This window comes from Paenibacillus aurantiacus (assembly GCF_042431225.1).
GTDB classification, from domain to species: Bacteria; Bacillota; Bacilli; order Paenibacillales; family Paenibacillaceae; genus Paenibacillus_Z; species Paenibacillus_Z aurantiacus.
Map to the genome: position 1 here is coordinate 41,371 of NZ_JBHMDO010000048.1, position 20,487 is coordinate 61,857.

Below are 20,487 nucleotides of genomic sequence, written 5' to 3' on the forward strand. Positions count from 1 at the left end.
ATCCTCTTATATTGGTCCCGGATCGTGCAGCGGATCCGGGCGTGGCTTATTTCTTGTGGGGCAGCACGACGGTGATGGTCGTTCCTTTGTCCGGCTTGCTGAAGACGTCAATTTGCCCTTCGTGAAGATCCACGATCCGTTTGGCGATCGACAGACCCAGACCAACGCCGCCGGTCGAACGGCTGCGTGCGCCGTCGACCCGGAAGAAACGTTCGAATAAGTGCGGCATATCGTGCTCCGGAATCCCGATCCCCTTGTCGGCGACCGATAACCGGACTGTTCCCTTCGTGACGCTTATAATGATGTCGATCGGCTCTTTGCTGTACTTGATGGCGTTATCGAGCAGGATGACGAGCAACTGGCGTATTTTGTCCTTATCCGCCATCATCTTCACGTCCGTCTTCGGCGTATGGACGCGGATCATCCGTTGGAACGTGGCATGGAGCATGTCCGCCGTCTCATCGGCTAGATGAACAAGATCGAACGACTCCAGCTTCAGCCAATCCTCTTGCTCGGCCTCAGCAAGCATCAGCATCGATTTGGTCAGATTCTGCAGCCGCTGGGATTCCTTCGCGATCGCTTCCACGGCCTCATCCCGCACGTTCTGATCGTCGCGTCCCCATCGCTTGAGCATGTTCGCATAGCTGGAAATAACCGTAAGCGGCGTCTTCAGCTCATGCGATGCGTCGGCCACGAACTGCCGCTGCCGGGCAAACGTGCGGTCGAGCTTCTCGATCATCTGGTTGAACGCTCTGGCCAGCTGTTCCAGTTCCGCCGATTGTTCCTTGCTGCCCAGCTCGATTTTGCGAAGCTTGCCGCTTCGGTCGATCTCCCGCATCGTCTGCACCATATGCTGAATCGGAGAGGTCAACCGCGAAGTGAACCAATAGGTACCGATGACGGCAAACAGGATTGCGCCAACGCTCGTGATGGTCAGGGCGATGACGAGCACCTTCAAATAGCTGTCGAGCATGCTCAGCTTCCGATGAAGCTCCAGCACGCCGATCACCTGCTGACCCTCGTATAGCGGCACCTTCATATAGATGACCCGCTTGCCATCGATGTACAGCATGCCGGTGTCGTACTTCGTGCTGAACGTCGTCTTGAGCGCGAGGAGCTCCTTGTCCGAGCCCTGCGAGTTGACGACCTTCCCGTTCGGCGTTATGATGCGGATCAGCTCGTTGACGTTGTAATAGTCCCGAAGCAGATCCGTCGCCGTCAAGCCGGAAAGATGATCGATTCTGGGATCCTCGAGCAGGATGTTCACCTTGTTCGTCAACAGTTGTTCTTCGCTGCGGATCGTAATTTTGATGACGAACAAATACACGAAAATATTAAATAAAATCAAAATAAAAATAAGCCAAAAAATTGTAAAAAACGTAAATCTGCGTCGTAACGTCATGCATCCGGCTCCTTCAACATGTAACCAACGCCACGAACGGTGTGAATCAGCTTGTGCCGATACCCTTTGTCGATCTTCTGCCTCAAGTAACGGATGTACACATCGACGAGATTCGTTTCGCCGATAAAGTCGTACCCCCATACTTCTGACAAAATATCCTCGCGGGACTTCTCCTCGTTCTTATGCTCCGCCAAAAATACGAGCAGCTCGAATTCGCGAGGCGTCAGCTCGATTGGCGTGTCCTTGCGCATTACCTTGCGGGTGCGCAGCTCGATGGAGAGATCGGCTGTCTTGAGCACGTCGGGACTTTCGGTCTCGCGCGGCTGTTGCCCGAAGATGCGGAGCAAGTTGCGTACCCGGGCGAGAAGCTCTTCCATGGCGAACGGTTTCGTAATGTAGTCGTTGGCGCCGTGTTCGAATCCGCTCACTTTGTCTGGAATCGTATCGCGCGCCGTAAGCAGGATAACCGGAATCGGATTGCCTCCTTGACGAAGCCGCCGCAGCACCTCGATGCCGTTGAGTTCCGGGAGCATCACGTCGAGCAGCACAAGATCCCACTCGCCGGAAGATGCTTGTTCGAATCCGCTTCGGCCATCCGCCGCCCTACCGACGCTGTACCCTTCATGTTCTAGTTCTAATTGCAAAATACGGGCAATGCCGTCTTCATCTTCGATGACCAATATACGTTCATTCATCTGGTTGTCCACCTACTTGTACTAGACTCGCCTACCCTTATCTTCTTCATGATAAAGAAGCTGGCGCTTGTTTTCAAGGCTGGGACGCGAAGGCGCCCCGGTAACTGGTCCTAAAAGCGGACCCGTCGCCGCTACCGGAAGCAAGAAAATGGCTTCTTTTGTCTTTCCCTCCTCGAAATAGGAGGAAATTGGAAGCTTTATTTGCCAGCCATATTGTATCATAGCAAGCTCGGTTTGTGCGCATTCGCAGCTACAATATAACGGATTAAGGGCTCATAGGCCTTCTCCATGACGGCGAGCAGGACGCGATCATCGGTTAGCCACTTGCCCTTCCACAAGAGGTCATGACGCTTCTCCGGCGAAACGTGCGGGATCAGGATGTGCGGACGGATCGGGAAGAGCGATAACCATTGCATTCTCTCCCGGAACGAAATGTCCTTATTGGCCGCCCAGCACGTCATTCGGCCGCAGGCTTGCCGCTCGCGCCTCAGCCGCTCGGCCGCCGCCACATTCACTCCCGACCATTTGGCGGCATCCGGATCCGCGACGAACAAGACGATATCCGCTTCAAGCATTAAAAGATTCGCATCGGGCTCCTTCCAGGCAGTCGATAAGTCGATGACCGAGAAGTCAGCCGCAGCATTCCTCTCCATCAGCCCAAATGCCTGCATACGATCAGTCGGATCGCCCGCCGGCGAGCCATGAGGAGTATCGTTCGAATAACGGGCATGCCAGAGGACGCCATTCTTCTCGAAGCGGGTATAGCCTGGGGCAAGAGGCGTTAGCCTCGTGGGCGATTCTCTCCCCAATCCCCCCTGCAGCAGCGAATGCCATTCCGGTCCCGCCCCTGGATATTCAAAAGCCGCGCATCGTCGATTTCGTCTGGAGAGGAGATGCGACACCGTTAGGGCAACACTGGTCGCGCCAGCTCCGGCGGCGATCGAGGCGACGACGATCCGCTTGCAGCGCGTGGAATGGTAAGGCATGCCGATCGCAGAGACTGGGGCCAGTTCGCTCCGCTCTAGCCGGCTTGTTCGCGCCACCCTATCTTCCGTGCTTCGCTCCCCCAGCAGATGTGCCAGCGCTTTGTAAGCCGCTTTCATATCCGGATACCGTTCCGCTGGACGCGCGGCGAGCATGCGCACGACGAAGCTCTCCAGTTCACGGTATCTGGCATCTGCTGGCGATCGTCCGTTCGAAGCGATGCGCTCTACGCTCCTTTCAACCGGCGCCGCTCCGCCGCTTAGCATATAATAGAGCAGCGCGCCGAGCCCGTAGACGTCGGTACGCGCATCGCTTTGCGTGCCCCCTTCCTGCTCCGGCGCCGCGAATCCCGGTGTGCCCAGCAGCCGGGTGTCCCGGTTCGTGTAAGGTTTATAGCAGCGGGCAATGCCGAAATCAATCAGTTTTACCGTACCGTCCTTTTGAATCATCACATTCGTCGGTTTCAAATCCCTGTGGATCACCGGCGGATGCTGCGTGTGCAAATAATCAAGCGTTTCGGCAAGTTGGAGGCCAATGTCGACGACCGCTTCCACTTCAAAGGGACGTCCCTGGCGGCGTTCTACGTAATCCTTCAAATGGATGCCGTCGATATACGACATCACGAACATATCCATCCCATGATGTTCGCGCGGTATATAGTCGACGATGGCTGGCAGCCGCGGATGGTTCAGCCGCATTAGGAGGGCTGCTTCTTCTGCTAGCTGATCAGTGCCAGCCGCGTGCGGCCGATGCGCCTTGATTGCCCTCAGCATTCCACCTAACCGCGTATCTTCCGCTGCATATACCGCCCCCATCCCACCTGACCCGATCAATCCGAGCAGCCGGTAACGACCCGCGATCAGCATCCCCGTTTCCAAGCCGTTCATATTCGTTCATCCTCCCCAAATTTCTCGTTACGTACAAAAAAAGCATCCTGAACGAATAGACGCATGGCGTCCTTTTCGTTCGGGATGCTTTCCCGTTATGATTATTTCTTGACCAGATATAGCGTAATCTCTTCGCGGTTGTGGAACAGCTGCTTCGCTTTGCGCAGCTTAAAACCGGTCCCGAAACGGGAGATAACGTCTCTGATTGTCTGCAGCGGCTTCTTATGCATCAGCTTAATCGTGACGATCGCGGTCGCACCTTCCTTGAGTGAATCCTGCAGATCCAGCACGAGCCGCACCATCTGCATCGGGCTCCAGCTCATGTCGCAGACGAGCAAATCGAACGTGCCCGGCTCGAATTTCACTTCGGAAGCGTTCTTACGGTAATTCGTCAGCCGGGGGTACTGGAACAACGACGGATGCAGCTCCGCCGGATCGACCGCGGTAACCTTCAAGCCGCGCTCCAGCAGCAGATGCGTCCAGCCGCCCGGCGCCGCTCCGATATCCAAGGCTTCCCGGAACTGCTCGAGTCTGAGCCCGAATGCCCGCTCGGCTTCCAGCAGCTTGAACTTCGCGCGCGAGATTTGCCCTTCTTCCCGTTGAAAGCGGACAGCTCCCCCCGGCCAATCGGAGAGCATCTCCTCCGGGGTCGCGATCCCGACATAGAGCTGCTCCTCGCCTGCGAATAACGATAGGACGACATCCGGCGATTGCACGACCGGTTCGGCTCCGATCTCTTCCAATACCGCGTCGAGCACCGCTTTCGTATCCGATGTCGAATACGGGTACGGACTTCTGTCCGTGCGGCGCACGTGAACAGCTACCGCTTGCCCTTCCAATCGCAGGCGAGCTCCTCGCGCGAGCTCCGACAGCTCCTGCAGATCATCGGCTGAGCCCTGCAGCGGCAGCACCCGTTCCACCGGCTGTATATGCCGCAGGAATATCGGCTCTTGCTCCCGTATGCGCCCCAGTAATTCCTCGCGCTCTAGCGGCAATTCGATTATGAATACTTCCCCGTGCGTAAGCTGGGAGATTCTCATCTCCGTAAACATCCGCCGAAGCTCTTCCATCGCGTACGTGGCAAACCCCCGGTTCGCCGTACAAATCCATTGCGTCAACCTTTTTCTCCTCCTGATGCCGATGCTCGAATCCACGGTCTTCCGTGCGACCATTCGACGGCTACCGGCCAATCATAGGCACGGCTTAGTATCTCGTCAGTTAAGACGTCCCGCTTCGGACCAGCCGCTGCGATCACGCCTTCCAGCACGATGGCCACATGCGTAAATAAAGGGATGATTTCTTCCAAATGATGCGTGACGTATATAACTGCTATGTTGCGTTCGCGAAGGCGGCCTAGATCGGCCAACAGCTTCTCCCGTTCGTAGAGGTCTAATCCCGCGCAAGGCTCGTCCATAATGAGTATCCGCGGGTCGCTCATCAGCGCGCGCGCAAGCAGCACTTTCTTCCTTTCGCCTTGCGACAGCGTGCCAAGCGGCTGTTCGGCCGTATGGGCAAGCCCGACTTCTGCCAGAAGCGCCAACGCCTTCTCGCGGACCGCCGGATCGATCTCCTGATAGAACCGCAGGAACGCGTATTCACCCGTCGCGACAACTTCCCAGACCGGGTCGCGCAGTGTCAATTTCTCGACAAGCGATTGGCTTATATAGCCGATCTGCTTGCGCACTTCCCGCACGTCGCATTCCCCGAACCTGTTGCCGAGCAAATCGACCGTCCCGGACGAGGGGAACATGTAACCGGTCATCATTTCCAACAGCGTCGTCTTGCCCGATCCGTTGCGTCCGAGAATGACCCAGTGCTCGCCTTCGGCGATCGACAAGTTAACACCGCCGAGAATTGTTCGCTCTTCCCGCTTCAAAACTAAATCCTTTAACTGTATCAACACATCGCTCCCGCCTTCCCCGTTACTCCCATGAATCGCAATGACGCTTCGGCCTAGTCCGCCATCGGTCCGTTATGCAGACGTACGTGCTCCGGCGCGTGGCGAAGCAGCAGCTGATACATTTGCATTTTGCCGGATGGCGAGGACGTATGCAAATACACTTCCTGCGGATAAAGCCCGAGCTGGACCATCGCTTGGACGACGTGCAGTCCCGTGGGCTGCCCCCAGCCCAAATCAAAATCGAGCGACAAAATCCCGATCTGCTCGCCTTCGAGCAGCAGGATGCATTCTTCCGCATTCTTCGCCAACACGAAGCCGGCCGGACATGGACGGAAATCGTCCAAATATACGTTGATCATGATCTGTCTCCCCAGCGCTGCAGTAGCGCCAATTGATCGCGATGCGTGCCGTCCTCCCCGGACGGCGTCTCCATGACGAACAGCTTACTCGCCGCGAGCGGGTGATTCAATAACCAAGTCAGCCCCTCCTCGGGAATGTGGCCTTCGCCAATGACGGCGTGTCGATCGCGTCTCGCGCCGCTCGGATACACCGAGTCGTTCAAATGAAAGGCTTCCGTATGGCCCAAAACGCCGAGCGTCTCTGCCTTCGCGAACCATTCCGCTTCGGCTTCGCCTCGCCAAACGCCGGCCGCGAATAAATGGCAAGTATCCAGACAATAACCGATCTTATGCGGGTCGCGGCACAGGGAGCGGATCTGGGCAAGCTCCTCGATCGTCATGCCCATATCCGTGCCATCGCCGGCCTGGTTCTCGATCAGCAGCTTGGCGCTGCCGTTCCATTGCGATGCGACGGCGCTAAGCGTAATCACCGCGTTGCGGTAGCCTTCCAGCGGATCGGGGCCTTTGTACACGCCGAAATGAACGACAACGCCGATCGAGCCACAGGCTTCCGCGATCGCAAGATCGTTCAGCAAGGAGATTGCTGTACGCTCCCGATGACCCGCATCCTCCGATGCGATATTAGTCGGATAAGGCGAATGGGCGATCGATACGAGGCCATGTTCGCGACAGATTGCCGCGCATTTCGCCGCATCCGCCGCATCGTAATCTTTCACCGCCAGGCTGCGCGGGTTTTTCGGGAAATATTGAAACGCGTTCGCGCCCACTTGCACGGCGCGCCTCGCCGCCATTTTGTAGCCGCCTTGGGTGGAAACATGGCAACCGGCTAACATGGCCGATTACCTGCCCTGCTGGCAGTTCGGGCAGTAGAACATTTTGCGCGAGCTGATCTCGGCCTGCACGATCGTGCCGCCGCAGCGCCTGCACGGCTCGCCGCCCCGGTCATAGACGAGACAATGCGCATTGTAACCGCCGGTCAGCGTATCATCCGCCGTCAAGGGCAGCTCCATATACCCGCCCTTGTTCAGCGCGTCATGCAGCACGGTACGCATCGAAGTATACAACCGGTCCCAAGATTCCGGCGCGAGCTCCGGAATGCGCGCGTCCGGCCGAATGCCCGCTTCGAAAGCGATCTCGTCGGCGTAGCAGTTGCCGATCCCCGATAGGACATGCTGGTCGACCAATGCGGTCTTGATCGCGCCGCGCTTGCCCTTGAACCGTTCCTTGAACCGCTCGATGGTTAGACGCGGGTCGAACGGGTCGGGACCTAGTTCCTTCAACTGGGCTTCGGTTTCCTTCTGGGTAAGCAGATGAATATAACCCAGGCGCAGACCGATGAAGCGGAGCGTTCCGCGCTGGAAGCGGATCGCCACTTGGACGGATCGGTCCGGCGCTTCCTCGTCGGCGCCGAAGTAGATCAGCCCGCCCAGCATGAGATGGAGAAGCAATCGCTTTCCATTGTCGAGATGAAAGATGAGCATTTTGCCTCTGCGTTCGATAAACCAGACCGTTCTCCCGGTCAGTTCGGCCTCGAACTGGGCAGGTTCTACGTTAATCGATTTGGCGCGCGCAACTTCCACGCCCGTGATCGTCTGTCCGGCAATCAGCCCCGATAGACGTATTCGGTAATTTTCCATTTCCGGCCATTCCGGCATCGTTCTCTTCCTTCCTGCCCTGCTGCGCAGTCGTTGTGGTTCGGTTACGTTCTATTGTAAACGAGTCGGAGCTTCAATTCCAACTAAAGACCCCTTCTCTACGAAACGGATACGGCTAAAGCCTCAATCCGCTCCATCAGCCGGAACAAGTCGGGGATGATCTCGTCTGGACGGCATCCCGCCTGCTCCAATAGCTGTTCGCAATTGTCCGCATTCGTGTAGCCGGTGAGCACGAGCAGGGACGGACAGCCCGCCGCGTGACCGGCTGCGATATCGGTGAACGGATTGTCTCCGACAACCCAGGCACCGGCGGCCGGCACGTTCAACCTTGCGAGCGCCGCATCCATAAGAATCTTCGAAGGCTTGCCGATCACAATCGGCTGCTTGCCCCCGGCGCGCTCGAGCAGCGCCGCGATCGAGCCCGCGCCCGGTACGAAGCCGCCGTCGGACGGAAGCAGCACGTCGGGGTTCGTCAGCACATAAGGCGCGCCTTCCCGAATGAACCGTACGGCTTCGGCTAGCCTGGCATAGGTCGCGCTGCGATCAAGCCCTTGCACGACATAGTCAGGCTTCTCATCTACCAGCTGCAACCCCTCGCTCCGAAGCGCTTCCTGCAAGCCGCTCTCCCCTACCGCGAACACGCGGGCGCCAGGACGAAGCGCTGCAACATAAGCCGCCGCAGCCTGCGCCGACGTGCACACATCGGATGGCACGGCAGGAATCCCCATCGTGCGCAGCCGCTCGGCGACCGTCTCCGGGGATGCGGTCGAATTATTGGTGACGAATAAATAGGGTATATCGCGCTCCCGCAGAAGCAAGATCAGCTTATCCGCGCCATCGATCATCGTATTGCCATGGTACAACGTGCCATCCAAATCAATAAGAAGCCCTTGCATCATTGCCGGTATTGCCACTAGCGTTTCCCCCTCATTATGTAAGAAGCAGCCGGTTGCCCGGCTGCCTGATCGCGAAGCGGTTCTTTCCTCATATGGCTTATGCTGCGCGGCTGGCTCAAGGCGGCACGGTTCGCGTTATCCTTGTAGGTTGGCTCCCATAATGCGGTGCTTATCCGTTGGCCGCTCGATATAGCCGCCGTTCGTCATACACTCCCGCTAATTATGACGAGCGTACAGCATCGGATGTCCCGGCTAGCCGGACAACTTCGCCAGTTTAGCCCGTAACCTATCCATCCGTTTGCGGATCGCATCCAGCTCGGCTTTGCTCTTGGCATCCAATCGCGTCCCTTCATACCGAGCATGCGCCAGCTCCAGTGCCGACTCGGTAAACGCAAGCGCCAGCTGCGGCTGCTTGGTGCGGTGTTCGTGATACATCGCAAGCTCGATATGAGCCTCCCAGGAGGGCAGCGCATGCTCTGCCATCGCGGCGGCAACCTGTTGCCACAATAACACAGCCCGCGGCCAATTGCCATACTTCTTATCCCGCTCCGCGAGCTGCAGCATCAATCGCGGGTCCGCCTTCCCGCTTGATTCGAATCGCGCGTACAAGGCGGCCGCCTCCGCGCTCTGCCCCATCCGTTCCAGCCACAAGCCGGTTCTCAGCTGTTCCTCCGCCCCTTCCGGATAAGCCAGCCTCCCGCCCATCGCGCCGCTCAATAAATGACCGAACCGGATGACGAGCGCCGCGAGCGATACCATGTCGATCTCGTTATGACGGAATACGCCGAGCAGCGGTTTCGGATTCCCATCCGCGAGAAACTGAAAGTAAATCGCCGGCGCCATCGAGCCCGGCACATCGTCCTCCCGCTCGATGCCAAGCCGCTCTTCTTCCACATGGCTCAGCTTGCAAGAAACTAACGTGTTGCGCCAGATGCTCCGTGACGGATGCAGCAGATCGATATGGTTCGGTTCCCAGCGAAAATCACGGAACCCGTTCAATATAAAACGGCCCGCAAGCACCGGCCAATCGAACGTCCGGCCGTTGTACGTCACCAGATGCGAATACGTCGGAAGCTTCTCGCTTAGATAGCGAAGCATCGCCCGCTCCTCCGCCGGATGCCGGATCAGCATCTGCTGGACGACATACGCGTTCCCCTCGATGAACCCGAGGCCGACCATGAACGGCACGTTACCGGTTCCAACGCCGAGCCCCGTCGTCTCCAAATCGAGGAATAGCATCCGCTCCGGCTCAACCGCCATCGGAACGAGATCCGGATCCACTTTGCGCGCCCCGCTGCTCTTCGCTTCGCTGTACAGCTCGAATTGCGCCAGCCCTTGCAGGACGTCCGCGATTTCGCTCAGCCGATGTTCGCCATGGCGAAAGTCCAGCGGGTATCGGATCTCACGCAGCAGGAACCCGTCTTGCCCCGTTCGGTGAATTTGCACGTTCAAGCCATCCCAGGCCGGAGACAGACGCTCCTCGTCCGTTGCACTCTCCTGTTCTGGCGCCGCATCTGTATCGTTAGGTTGCGACTTAAAGGCAGGCTCCTCACCGCCAGTCGCCTGCGCATCTGCCGGTCCAGATGTATCGGATGCGGCCGATGTTGTTCCGCGCAAACGCATCATTTTCTCCCTTAGGCTGCTCATGCGCTCCCTCCTTTCTCGTTAGGTTAAGGCGGCCGCGCTTCCCGTGGTCACGCCATTTAGAGAAACGACAAGATGTCCATGCTCCGCCGTTTGCCGTCGATGCCGATGATCTCGGTCCCGATGCAGGAAGGACAGCCATCCTTGCAAGGACATTTGCGTATCAGATTCTTCGCGGACTCCTTAATTTCGTCGAACCGCTTGAACACGCTGTCCGCTAGTCCGATTCCACCGGGGTAATGATCATAGACGAAGATGGTCGGCTTGCCCGAATGGACGGCCTTGATCTGGGAGACGACATGAATGTCGTTGCGGTCGCACATGACCATCACCGGAATGATGTGGCGCAATACGTTGGCGATGCCGAGCAGCACTTGCTCGAGCCGGTCGCCCCGAATCTCCGGATCGAGCTGCTCTTCGTTCAGCTCCATCCAGCTTGCGCTCGTATGGAGCTCCTCTTCGGGGAGGTTGATCGGGCCGCTGCCGATATTCTCGAATGTGGACAATTTGATTTTCTTGAAAATCGTCGGGATCGCGTTGACGGTCACATCGCCGAAATGAATAGTGCCCGTTCTGCGAATCGTCGTTCGGTCGATCTCGAGCACCTTCAGCTGCACCGCCAAATTGGCATCCGTATAGTACTCGACGTCCACTTCACGCACATACGCTTTCTTGTGGTCCCAATCCAGCTTCTCGACTTGGAATTGGACGCCTTCATGCAGGTAGATCGCTTCGTCATGAAGCAGCGTCATCGCGCTGAAACGATCCATCTCGCCGATGATCTTGACGTCCGCGACATTCGACTGATCGATGATGACGACGTTCTCCTGCGATGCTGATCGCAGCGAAATGCTGCTCGCCGGGAACGACTGGTTCGCCCAATAGAACGTATCGTCCCGCTTGGTGAGCACCCGCTCCTCGACCAAATATTCCATGATATCCGTGACGTCGAGCGGCCCGAACTCCTCATCGCCCTTGAACGGCAGCTCGTAGGCAGCGCAGCGGAGATGATCGACCAGAATGATCAGATTCTCCGGATTGATGCGGGCCGATTCCGGCGACCGGTCGAAGAAATATTCGGGGTTCTGCACGATGTACTGGTCAATCGGCGTTGAGCTTGCGACCATCAGGATGAGCGCCTCGCCATGACGCCTGCCGGCGCGACCCGCTTGCTGCCAAGTGCTCGCAATGCTCCCGGGGTAACCGCTCATGACGCACACCTGCAGCTGGCCGATATCGACGCCGAGCTCCAGCGCGTTCGTGCTGACGACGCCGAGAATCTCGCCATCGCGCAATCCGCGCTCGATCTCTCTACGCTGCTTCGGCAAATAACCGCCGCGGTAGCCGCGGATCGACTTCGTGCCGAGCTCGTTCTTCACGAGCTCTTGAATATGGCTCAGAATAATTTCGACGCGAACCCGGCTTCGGGCAAAGATGATCGTCTGAATTTTGTTGCGCAGAAATTTCTTGGCCAGACCGTTCACTTCGGCGGTCGCGCTCTTGCGGACGTTCAGCTGCGGATTGACGATCGGCGGATTGTAGAACACGAAATGCTTCCGCCCGCGTGGCGCGCCGTTGTCGTCAATGAGCCGCATCGGCTTGCCGGTCAGCTGCTCCGCCAATTCCTTCGGATTGGCGATCGTGGCCGACGTGCAGATGAATATCGGATTGCTGCCGTAAAACTTGCAGATGCGGCGCAGTCGTCGGATGACGTTGGCCACATGGCTGCCGAACACGCCGCGATACGTGTGCAGCTCGTCCACGACGATATATTTCAAATTCTCGAACAAGCTGACCCACTTCGTATGATGCGGCAGGATTGCGGAATGGAGCATGTCCGGATTCGTAATGACGATATGGCCGGCCTTGCGCACGATCTGCCGGATGGCAGGCGACGTATCGCCGTCGTACGTATAGCTCTTAATATCGATGCCCATCTCCGTAATGATCTCGTTGAGCTCGCTCTTCTGATCTTGGGCAAGCGCCTTGGTCGGGAACAAGTAGAGCGCGCGGCTCGTATCGTCGGCCGCGATCGCCGATAGGACGGGGAGGTTATAACAAAGCGTTTTCCCCGATGCCGTCGGCGTCACGGCGACGATATTCTCGCCTTGCGTAACGGTCTCGTAAGCCGTGTGCTGATGCGAATAAAGCTCTTGAATGCCGCGTTTGGCCAGCGCGGCCGCGATTCGCGGATCCACGCTCGCCGGCATTGGTTTGGTCCGCGCTTCCTGCGGCTCGATTTCATGCCAATGGATAATATTCTCATGACCACGAAGCTCGTGGATAATTTCCGGTAAGGTTTGTTTGCGGAGCATCTATGATTTCACCTCGGTCTACCTACCAGTTTAGCGAATATTTGTTCGTTTTGCTAGAGCTGCGCGATGTAAAAACTCTCCTATTCCGGACCGAGGTGCAGAAAGACCGACGTCCCGACGTGAACGGGAGAGCGGTCTCGTCTCAACGATTAGACATGGGGCGGCTCCCACGTTTTCTTATCCCAGCCGATTCGCTCACGGAGCACGTTCAGCTGCGGATCGAGCGTCACGGCCGTCCCGAACGGCATTTTGTTGTTCGTCCAGAAGCGAACATCGCTCCACACGACCTCGTACCCTTCGGCGACGGACGACACATTCACGTGTATCCGGTCGGCGAATCCGAGGAACGTCTGCACGACGTCTGTTCCGATGGTCGCTCTCGCCTGCGGCGGCAGACGATCTTCGCGAGACTTCGGGATTATCGCTTCCTCCATGATCACCCCGTCTCTAACTTTTCCCAGCCGGAAGATGTTCCCCGTCTCCGCCGTGAACTGCCATACCCGGCCCGAAAGACTGGGCAGCAGCGATATCGTCCCCGCCGCGGGATAAGCCTCGCGTACAATTCGCAGCGTCATATGGTGCACCGTTAGCCTCCAAATGATATATAACGCGGTCAGTCCGTAAGTGATCGCGAACAGCGGCACAGGCGAGAAGCCGAACACCAGCCAAGCCAGCGCGGATACCGTATGCAGCACGAATAAATACGGATCGAACAGACAAAGCGCGTCCAAATGCCACCATCTGCGCGAGAATGGCCGAAAACACTGCACGCCATACCCGTTCAATAAATCCAGCGTAATATGAAAACAAACGGCGGCGAATGTCCAGCATACGAGCGTTAACCAATGCGGCCATTGTCCGAATAACGCGGAGGCTCCTGTACCGATTATCACCGCCCAGATCAGTGGTGCCGGCAAGGAATGCGTCAATCCGCGATGGGTTCGGATGTAGGCCGCCTTCCCTTTCAGACGCATGAACGAATCGAAATCAGGCGCATGACTGCCGATCATCGTTGCGGTCGCCATCGCGGGCAGCAGCTCGGGGTTCGCGGCGACGTGCGGATCGATCATGGATAAACCCGCTAGCGTCAAACCGAATAACAAGTGGCTTCCCGTATCCATTCTCTCGTCCTCCCGTTCGATTGAGGTCTTTAGCACCTCCAGCATAGCGCCCGATCGTAAGCTTCACGTTACCGCCGCATGTGGAATTTGTAACGGGACAAGCTGCTTCCTCGTCCCTCAAGCAAACGCATATTCCCGCCGCGAGCGGCGCAAGCTAGTTCAGGTTGAGCTTCGTAAGCACGACTAAACTGATCAACCTAGGAGGCAATGACAATGGCAAAGCCGGATAACCGCGCCGACAACGTCGAGCATCTGCAGCAGCATGTACAGAACACGGAGCAAAACTTGCATGAAGCCGAGCAATACTTGGATGAACATGCGGACGAAATTTCCACAACCGAGCTGAACGACATTCAAGTCAAGAACGAGCACCGCAAAGAAAGTCTGCAGAAGTTCAGAGCCGAAATTCAAGACGAAGCAAATCAATAATAAGCTGATAGTCCGGCACCGCATTACCCGCGAAAAATCCCCCAAGCGCTGCGCGCATGGGGGATTTGTGTTTTGTTATTCACAAGCTCGCCTAAGATTGCCTTGCGATGTTAATGTCCATATAATCCTCGGCCGCCAGTGAATCCGGAATAAGACCCTTTGCTGCTTCGACCATCTCTTCAAGCGCTTCCGCATCCAGTCTCGAACTGAAATGCGTGAGAACGAGCTTCTTAGCGCCTGCGCGCGAAGCGATCGTCGCGGCTTGGAGCACCGTGGAATGTCCATAGGCCGTCGCTTTCTCCTCCATACCTGCGGCGAAGGTCGCTTCATGAACAAGCAGATCGGCATTCTTGGCCAGATCTACCGCTTCCTCGCAAGGTCGCGTATCGCCCAATATCGTAACAATGCGACCTTGCTGCGGGGGACCGACGACATCCTTGGAGCGGATCCATGTGCCATCCGATAATTGCACGTCCAGCCCCCGCTTCAATTTGCCGTAATCCGGCCCGGGCCTCAGACCTAGCTCGGCTAACGCAGCCAAATTCAGCGCGCCTGGCGATTCCTTCTCTTCGATTCGATATCCGAAACATGGAATCCGGTGCTCCAGCGGCCCAGCGGTGACGATGAAATGCTCGTTGTCTACGATGACACCCGGTTCGATCTCGTTCACGGTGAGGTCGTATTCCAGATGCGTGCCGCTAACTTGGAAGACGGCGTCCAAATAAGCCTGCAGCCCGGGGGGACCGTAAATCTCGAGCGGTACCGCGCCTTCGAAGTATGAGCGGCTGCTTAACAGACCCGGCAATCCATACAGATGGTCGCCGTGCAAATGCGTAATGAAAATTTTATCGAGCCGATTCAACTTATACTTCGTGCCGAGCATCCGGTGCTGCGTGGCTTCGCCGGCGTCGAACAGCCAGAAGGCATGCAGCGGTTCAGGCAGCATGAGCGCGCAGGATGTCACGTTCCGCGTCTTGGTCGGTCTGCCCGCGCTCGTTCCGAAAAATGTGAGGTGCACGAAAACCCTCCTCTCGTCGCGTTATGTTTGTCTCCATATGTATAGCAATACCCTCCAAGACGCGGAATGTATTCCGTCGCTTGAAGGGTATGATGGCGAGCTAACGTCCGCGAAGGCGCATAGATAGGCGACTTGCAGGCGAAATCTCCGCTGTAATCAAGTTTTGTCGATGTTGAAATACTTCGCTTCGGGATGCGCGAACACCATCGCGGAGACGGACGCTTCCGGCTCCATCATGTAGCCTTCCGTCAATTCCACGCCGATATCTTCCGGCTTCATCAGATCGAACAGCGGCTCCTGATCCTCAAGATTCGGACACGCCGGATAGCCGAACGATACCCGAATGCCTTGGTAACGGGCGCCGTGACGCTGTTTCATTGTCATCTCCGGCGGGTCCGGGAATCCCCATGAATCGCGCATCATGTGATGGACTTGTTCAGCCAGTCCTTCGGCCACTTCAAGCGCAACCGACTGGAGCGCATGGGAACGGAGGTAATCGCCTTTGTCCTTCCATTCGTTCGCCAGCTCGCGTACGCCTTGTCCGGCCGTTACGACCAGGAAGCCGACGTAATCCATGACGCCGCTCTCGACCGGCTTCAGGAAGTCCGCCAGACACAGATACGGATCGACCTGCTGGCGCGGGAACGTGAACCGTTTGATCTCCGTCGCCGGGTTCTCCGGATCGTAAATGATGATATCGTTGCCCGACGACTGCGCCGGGAAGAAGCGATACATGCCGTGCGCTTGAATGATGCCCGTCGCAACGCCTTCCTGCAGGATGCCATCTACCGTCTCCTTCAAGTTGACGGCTTTCTCGTTGCCTTCCTTCAGCAGCTGATCCACGTTTCCCTTCAGTCCCAAATGGTGGCCGAGCAGCATCTGCATATTCACGTACGGCACGATCCGCGTCAGCGGCACGTTGCGCAGCACGTGACGGTTCAAGTCCGGAGGGATATAAACCGGCGCATCTTGCGAAATGTTCGAGCGAACGGCGCGACTTAGTTCCGGCAGCGGCTTGCGCTCTTCTTCGAACGCGTGGCCCGACGCCTTGAGCTCCGCCAACTCGATTTCGTACACTTTGCGATGCTCGGGATCGACCAGCTTGTTGGCAATATCCAGCCCGTCCATCGCGTCTTTGGCATATAGCACAAGACCGTCGTATTCCGGGCTGATTCGGGTCTTGGTGAACTTGCGCGTCAACGCCGCGCCGCCGACGAGAATCGGCGCGTCAATGCCCGCGTTGCGCATATCTTGCGCGGTGACCACCATCTGCTGCGCGGATTTGACGAGCAGACCGGAGAGGCCGATCGCGTCCGCCTTCTCTTTGCGGTAAGCTTCGATAATCTGTTCCGGAGGTACCTTAATACCTAAGTTAATGATTTGATAGCCGTTATTCGACAAGATGATCTCGACGAGATTTTTGCCGATATCGTGGACGTCGCCTTTGACCGTCGCCAAAATGATTTTGCCTTTGACCGACGATTCGTCTTTCTCCATGAACTGCTCGAGATGGGCAACCGATGCCTTCATGACCTCGGCGCTCTGCAGCACCTCCGCCACGATCAGCTCGTTGTTGTTGAACAACCGGCCAACCTCTTCCATGCCTTTCATGAGCGGGCCGTTGATCACTTCGAGCGCCGTATATTTCTTGAGCGCTTCGTCCAGGTCGGGGATCAGCCCTTCCTTCGTGCCTTCCACGACGTACGAACCGAGTCGCTCTTCCAACGTCAAATTCGACGTTTTCTCCTTCTTCTCGACCTTCTTGTCGCGGAATGCGGCCACGAACGCGGCGAGCGTGTCATCGTTCGTGTTGTAGATCAAATCCTCAGCCAGCTTGCGCTCATTCTCCGGAATGGAGGCATACCGCTCCAGCTTCTCCGTGTTGACAATGGCGTAATCGAGTCCAGCCTTCGTACAGTGGTACAGATAGACGGAATTCAACACTTCGCGCCCCGCGTCCGGCAGACCGAACGAAATGTTGCTGAGGCCGAGAATCGTCTTCGCCCTCGGGTATTTCTCCTTAATCATCCGGATGCCTTCGATCGTCTCGACGGCAGAGCCGATATACTGCGGATCGCCCGAACCGACCGGGAACATATTCGGGTCGAAAATGATGTCGTCCGGCGCCATGCCGTATTTGCCGGTGAGCAGCTCGTACGATCGCGTCGCGACTTCCATCTTCGCCTCGCGCGAAACCGCTTGTCCGCGTTCGTCGATCAAGATACAGACGACGGCCGCGCCATATTGATGAATGAGCGGCAAGATCTTCTCGAACTTCGATTCGCCGTCTTCCAGATTGATGGAGTTGATGACGGCTTTGCCCTGCGAATATTTCAATCCCAGCTCGATTATGTGGTCATACGTGGAGTCGAGCATAAGCGGCACTTTGATTTTCTTGACGACCTGCGGCAGGAACTGATGCACGGCATAAGCTTCATCGATATCGGTATCCTGCAAGTTGATATCGATAATATGCGCGCCGCCCTTCACCTGCGCTCTGGCGATCTCCGACGCCTCGTCGAACTTGCCTTCCTTGATCAGACGCTTGAATTTGCGCGATCCGGAGATGTTCGTGCGTTCGCCGATCATGATCGGCCGATTCTCGTCTTCAATAAATACCGTCTCGATGCCCGACACGGCCGGCGGGTGATCGCCCAGCTTGGTCCGAGGCGGATATTGGGCCAGCGTCTCCGCCATCGCCCGGATATGATCCGGCGTCGTGCCGCAGCAGCCGCCCGCGATATTCAGCCAGCCTTGTTCCGCGAAATCCGCGATTTTGCGTGCGAGCGAAGCCGGAGATTCGTGATAATGTCCGTTCTCGTCCGGCAGACCCGCGTTCGGGTAACAACTGATCGCCGTGCGCGCGATCTCCGACAAGGAGCGAATATGGTCACGCATGAATTCCGGACCAGTCGCGCAGTTGAGCCCCATGGAGATCGGGTTCAAATGCTCGAGCGAAATATAGAACGCTTCGATCGTCTGACCGGCCAGCGTCGTACCCATCGGCTCGATCGTGCCGGAAATCATAATCGGCAGCGTGACGCCCGTCGTCTCGAACGCGCGGCGGATGCCGATACTGCCAGCCTTGACGTTCAGCGTATCCTGCGACGTCTCCAGCAGGAGCGCATCCACGCCGCCGTCGATAAGCGCCACGGCTTGTTCCCAGTAACTCTCGACCAGCTCGTCGAACGTGACGCCGCCCGTCACGGACAACGTCTTGGTCGTCGGCCCCATGGCGCCTGCCACGTATCGCGGATGGTCGGCAGTCGAGAACTTGTCCGCCGCTTTACGCGCTATAGCAGCCGCGGCCAAGTTGATTTCTCTAGCCTTCTCCGGTATATCGTATTCGGCCAGCACGACGCTTGCCGCTCCGAACGTATTCGTTTCGAGGATATCCGCGCCTGCTTCCAAGTACGCTTCATGGATGTCCTGAATGACATCCGGACGCGTCAGCACAAGCATCTCATTGCAGCCTTCCAGCTCTTCGCCGCCGAAATCCGCCGCGCCTAGATCGCGCTGTTGTATCATCGTGCCCATTGCACCGTCAAGTATCAAGATGCGACGGCCCATCATCTCTTGAATGGTCGGTTTCGTCATCGGTGAACTTCTTCCTTCCCGCCTTCAACTATGGAACCCCAAAATCATTAACCCTTAGTCTACCAGAATCGACATCGGGTGAAAAGGTTCTTATGTCGACAGGGGTTGCGTTTTATACTATAATTATTCTTATCGGAAATAAAGTCCAACGAAACGAGGGATTGGGAATGGCTGAAATTCGTATCCGCAATACCGACGAACGCATTCAAGGCGAGGAGAACGTCCGCGCATTTCTTGAGAATCAAGAGGTTCTGTACGAACACTGGAATACCGACAAACTGCCGGAAGAGCTTCGCGAGAAGTTCGTTCTGACCGACGACGAGAAAGCGCAAATCCTCTCCGTGTACGACGAGGACATTCGCGATTTGGCCAGCCGCCGCGGCTACCGTACGTGGGATCTCATCTCCCTCTCGGACGCAACGCCTAACCTAGACGAACTGCTGAAGAAATTCGAATCGGTCCACACGCATACGGAAGACGAAGTTCGTGCAATTACAGCCGGTAAAGGTATTTTCATCATTAAGGGCACGGACGATGTCGGTTACTTCGACGTCGAGCTCGAAGCCGGCGACGTCATCTCGGTACCCGAGCACAAAGCGCACTTCTTCACACTGATGGAGAACCGCCAAATCGTTGCCGTTCGCCTCTTCATCGAGACGGAAGGCTGGATCGCGCACCCTTACGCAGACCCTTCATTCCAGAAATAATCCATACCAAGACGACAACCCCCGCTCTCCTTCGAGAACGGGGGTTGTTTGTGATTTGCCTTATTAAAAAAGGTATCGAGCGTACCCCGCCTACGCCAACAGCGGAAGCAATTCTTCAAGATGCTTGATTTCGTGGGATGGAATGATTTCGTCCGTACGGACCGCGCCGTGACGGTTGATCCAAACGGAAGTCATGCCAATCGTGTTGGCGCCGAGAATATCGGTTGTCAGTTTGTCGCCAACCATAATGCCATCCTCTGGTTCGATGCCCAGCCGCTCCAGCGCATGCTTGAAGATCGAAGCGGCTGGTTTGCCTTCGCCGAACGTGCCCGAAATGATAATATGGTCGAAGTATGGCGCAAGCTCCGGCACGCCGTCGAGTTTCTCCTGCTGCAGATCGGGCGAGCCGTTCGTGAGCAGCAGCAGCTTATATTTGCCCTTCAGCTGATCAAGCAGTCGAAACGTCTCTTCATAGACGTAAGGCCGTTTGCGGCGTTCCGCCGGGAACCGCTCCGCCAGTTCGGCGCCTAATTCCGGATTGTCGACGCCAAGCGCCTTCAGCCCGCGCGTCCATGACTCGCGACGGTACAGCGGCGCGAGCTGCTGCAGCTTGCGGAATTCTTCCTGCTCACCGGCGAGGAAGTTCGCCCACAAGCCTTCGAATGGATTGATGCCGATCATTTTCGTGAACGGGAACGTCTCGTACGAGGCGTACAGCTCCCGTGCCGCTTCGCGAACGGCGGCCTCCAGTTCCTTGGCGTTCAGGCCCGACTGGGCTGCGCCTGCTTCACAGGTCGCATCGAACGCTTCTTGCACGCTGCGCTCGTCCCACAATAACGTATCATCCAAGTCAAACAGTACGGCTTTCTTCGACATGC

17 protein-coding genes are annotated in these 20,487 nt (G+C 57.0%); 2 read left to right on the forward strand and 15 right to left on the reverse strand.

The genetic code is table 11. From position 1 onward, the window contains the following. Positions 1-46: 46 nt before the first annotated feature. The 12 genes from ACFFSY_RS31235 to ACFFSY_RS31290 form a co-directional block, all read right to left on the reverse strand. Positions 47-1,402, reverse strand: coding sequence for a HAMP domain-containing sensor histidine kinase (locus ACFFSY_RS31235; RefSeq protein ID WP_377501668.1), 1,356 nt, complete (start codon positions 1,400-1,402; stop codon positions 47-49). Next, positions 1,399-2,097 carry a response regulator transcription factor gene (locus tag ACFFSY_RS31240; protein WP_148931157.1) on the reverse strand — a complete coding sequence of 233 codons (699 nt, stop codon included), beginning with the start codon at positions 2,095-2,097 and terminating at the stop codon, positions 1,399-1,401. The genes ACFFSY_RS31235 and ACFFSY_RS31240 overlap by 4 nt, the downstream gene beginning before the upstream one ends. Before the next feature lie 218 nt (positions 2,098-2,315). After that, complete coding sequence (locus ACFFSY_RS31245; protein ID WP_377501670.1) at positions 2,316-3,968, reverse strand: serine/threonine protein kinase; 1,653 nt, start codon at positions 3,966-3,968, stop codon at positions 2,316-2,318. A 101-nt stretch (positions 3,969-4,069) separates the two neighbouring features. Further along, positions 4,070-5,086 carry a 23S rRNA (cytidine(2498)-2'-O)-methyltransferase RlmM gene (locus ACFFSY_RS31250; RefSeq protein ID WP_377501672.1) on the reverse strand — a complete coding sequence of 339 codons (1,017 nt, stop codon included), beginning with the start codon at positions 5,084-5,086 and terminating at the stop codon, positions 4,070-4,072. Beyond that, a complete protein-coding gene (locus tag ACFFSY_RS31255) occupies positions 5,083-5,868 on the reverse strand; it encodes an ABC transporter ATP-binding protein (protein WP_377502128.1) in 786 nt (261 codons plus the stop codon). Before ACFFSY_RS31255 ends, ACFFSY_RS31250 begins: the two co-directional genes overlap by 4 nt. Positions 5,869-5,921: 53 nt before the next feature. Then, the gene (locus ACFFSY_RS31260) at positions 5,922-6,227 is read right to left on the reverse strand and encodes a cyclic-phosphate processing receiver domain-containing protein (RefSeq protein WP_377501674.1); all 306 of its coding nucleotides are present in this window, start codon (positions 6,225-6,227) and stop codon (positions 5,922-5,924) included. Continuing rightward, positions 6,224-7,060, reverse strand: coding sequence for a deoxyribonuclease IV (locus ACFFSY_RS31265; RefSeq protein ID WP_377501676.1), 837 nt, complete (start codon positions 7,058-7,060; stop codon positions 6,224-6,226). The genes ACFFSY_RS31260 and ACFFSY_RS31265 overlap by 4 nt, the downstream gene beginning before the upstream one ends. A gap of 6 nt (positions 7,061-7,066) precedes the next feature. Beyond that, positions 7,067-7,882 (reverse strand): Fpg/Nei family DNA glycosylase, encoded by an 816-nt coding sequence (locus ACFFSY_RS31270; protein ID WP_377501678.1) that lies wholly within the window; start codon positions 7,880-7,882, stop codon positions 7,067-7,069. A gap of 98 nt (positions 7,883-7,980) precedes the next feature. After that, complete coding sequence (locus ACFFSY_RS31275; RefSeq protein WP_377501680.1) at positions 7,981-8,796, reverse strand: TIGR01457 family HAD-type hydrolase; 816 nt, start codon at positions 8,794-8,796, stop codon at positions 7,981-7,983. 234 nt (positions 8,797-9,030) lie between these two features. Continuing rightward, the gene (locus ACFFSY_RS31280) at positions 9,031-10,425 is read right to left on the reverse strand and encodes a ribonuclease H-like domain-containing protein (RefSeq protein WP_377501682.1); all 1,395 of its coding nucleotides are present in this window, start codon (positions 10,423-10,425) and stop codon (positions 9,031-9,033) included. A gap of 56 nt (positions 10,426-10,481) precedes the next feature. After that, the gene (locus ACFFSY_RS31285) at positions 10,482-12,737 is read right to left on the reverse strand and encodes a DEAD/DEAH box helicase (RefSeq protein ID WP_377501684.1); all 2,256 of its coding nucleotides are present in this window, start codon (positions 12,735-12,737) and stop codon (positions 10,482-10,484) included. Between the two features lie 149 nt (positions 12,738-12,886). Beyond that, complete coding sequence (locus tag ACFFSY_RS31290; RefSeq protein ID WP_377501686.1) at positions 12,887-13,858, reverse strand: metal-dependent hydrolase; 972 nt, start codon at positions 13,856-13,858, stop codon at positions 12,887-12,889. Positions 13,859-14,071: 213 nt separating this feature from the next. Between ACFFSY_RS31290 and tlp the strand changes: the two genes are divergently transcribed. Beyond that, positions 14,072-14,287: a small acid-soluble spore protein Tlp gene (gene tlp / locus ACFFSY_RS31295; RefSeq protein WP_377501688.1), complete on the forward strand. Its 216-nt coding sequence runs from the start codon at positions 14,072-14,074 to the stop codon at positions 14,285-14,287. A 91-nt stretch (positions 14,288-14,378) separates the two neighbouring features. Here the strand turns inward: tlp and rnz are convergent, their stop codons facing one another. Together rnz and metH are read right to left on the reverse strand one after the other, a co-directional pair. Beyond that, positions 14,379-15,305: a ribonuclease Z gene (gene rnz, locus ACFFSY_RS31300; protein ID WP_377501690.1), complete on the reverse strand. Its 927-nt coding sequence runs from the start codon at positions 15,303-15,305 to the stop codon at positions 14,379-14,381. Between the two features lie 156 nt (positions 15,306-15,461). Beyond that, entirely contained in the window at positions 15,462-18,902 is a 3,441-nt protein-coding gene (gene metH, locus ACFFSY_RS31305) for a methionine synthase (protein ID WP_377501692.1), read from the reverse strand. A 167-nt stretch (positions 18,903-19,069) separates the two neighbouring features. On the opposite strand from metH, the gene mtnD reads away from it, so the two are divergent. Then, positions 19,070-19,609, forward strand: coding sequence for an acireductone dioxygenase (gene mtnD / locus ACFFSY_RS31310; RefSeq protein ID WP_377501694.1), 540 nt, complete (start codon positions 19,070-19,072; stop codon positions 19,607-19,609). Between the two features lie 90 nt (positions 19,610-19,699). On the opposite strand, the gene ACFFSY_RS31315 is transcribed toward mtnD, so the two are convergent. Next, entirely contained in the window at positions 19,700-20,485 is a 786-nt protein-coding gene (locus ACFFSY_RS31315; RefSeq protein ID WP_377501696.1) for an HAD family hydrolase, read from the reverse strand. Positions 20,486-20,487: the final 2 nt, after the last annotated feature.

Excerpts from the sequence above, each read along its gene's own strand:
- ACFFSY_RS31235 (WP_377501668.1), bottom strand. The coding sequence starts at position 1,402 with ATGACGTTACGACGCAGATTTACGTTTTTTACAATTTTTTGGCTTATT.
- ACFFSY_RS31240 (WP_148931157.1), bottom strand. The coding sequence starts at position 2,097 with ATGAATGAACGTATATTGGTCATCGAAGATGAAGACGGCATTGCCCGT.
- ACFFSY_RS31245 (WP_377501670.1), bottom strand. The coding sequence starts at position 3,968 with ATGAACGGCTTGGAAACGGGGATGCTGATCGCGGGTCGTTACCGGCTG.
- ACFFSY_RS31260 (WP_377501674.1), bottom strand. The coding sequence starts at position 6,227 with ATGATCAACGTATATTTGGACGATTTCCGTCCATGTCCGGCCGGCTTC.
- ACFFSY_RS31265 (WP_377501676.1), bottom strand. The coding sequence starts at position 7,060 with ATGTTAGCCGGTTGCCATGTTTCCACCCAAGGCGGCTACAAAATGGCG.
- ACFFSY_RS31270 (WP_377501678.1), bottom strand. The coding sequence starts at position 7,882 with ATGCCGGAATGGCCGGAAATGGAAAATTACCGAATACGTCTATCGGGG.
- ACFFSY_RS31280 (WP_377501682.1), bottom strand. The coding sequence starts at position 10,425 with ATGAGCAGCCTAAGGGAGAAAATGATGCGTTTGCGCGGAACAACATCG.
- ACFFSY_RS31285 (WP_377501684.1), bottom strand. The coding sequence starts at position 12,737 with ATGCTCCGCAAACAAACCTTACCGGAAATTATCCACGAGCTTCGTGGT.
- ACFFSY_RS31290 (WP_377501686.1), bottom strand. The coding sequence starts at position 13,858 with ATGGATACGGGAAGCCACTTGTTATTCGGTTTGACGCTAGCGGGTTTA.
- tlp (WP_377501688.1), top strand. The coding sequence starts at position 14,072 with ATGGCAAAGCCGGATAACCGCGCCGACAACGTCGAGCATCTGCAGCAG.
- metH (WP_377501692.1), bottom strand. The coding sequence starts at position 18,902 with ATGACGAAACCGACCATTCAAGAGATGATGGGCCGTCGCATCTTGATA.
- mtnD (WP_377501694.1), top strand. The coding sequence starts at position 19,070 with ATGGCTGAAATTCGTATCCGCAATACCGACGAACGCATTCAAGGCGAG.
- ACFFSY_RS31315 (WP_377501696.1), bottom strand. The coding sequence starts at position 20,485 with ATGTCGAAGAAAGCCGTACTGTTTGACTTGGATGATACGTTATTGTGG.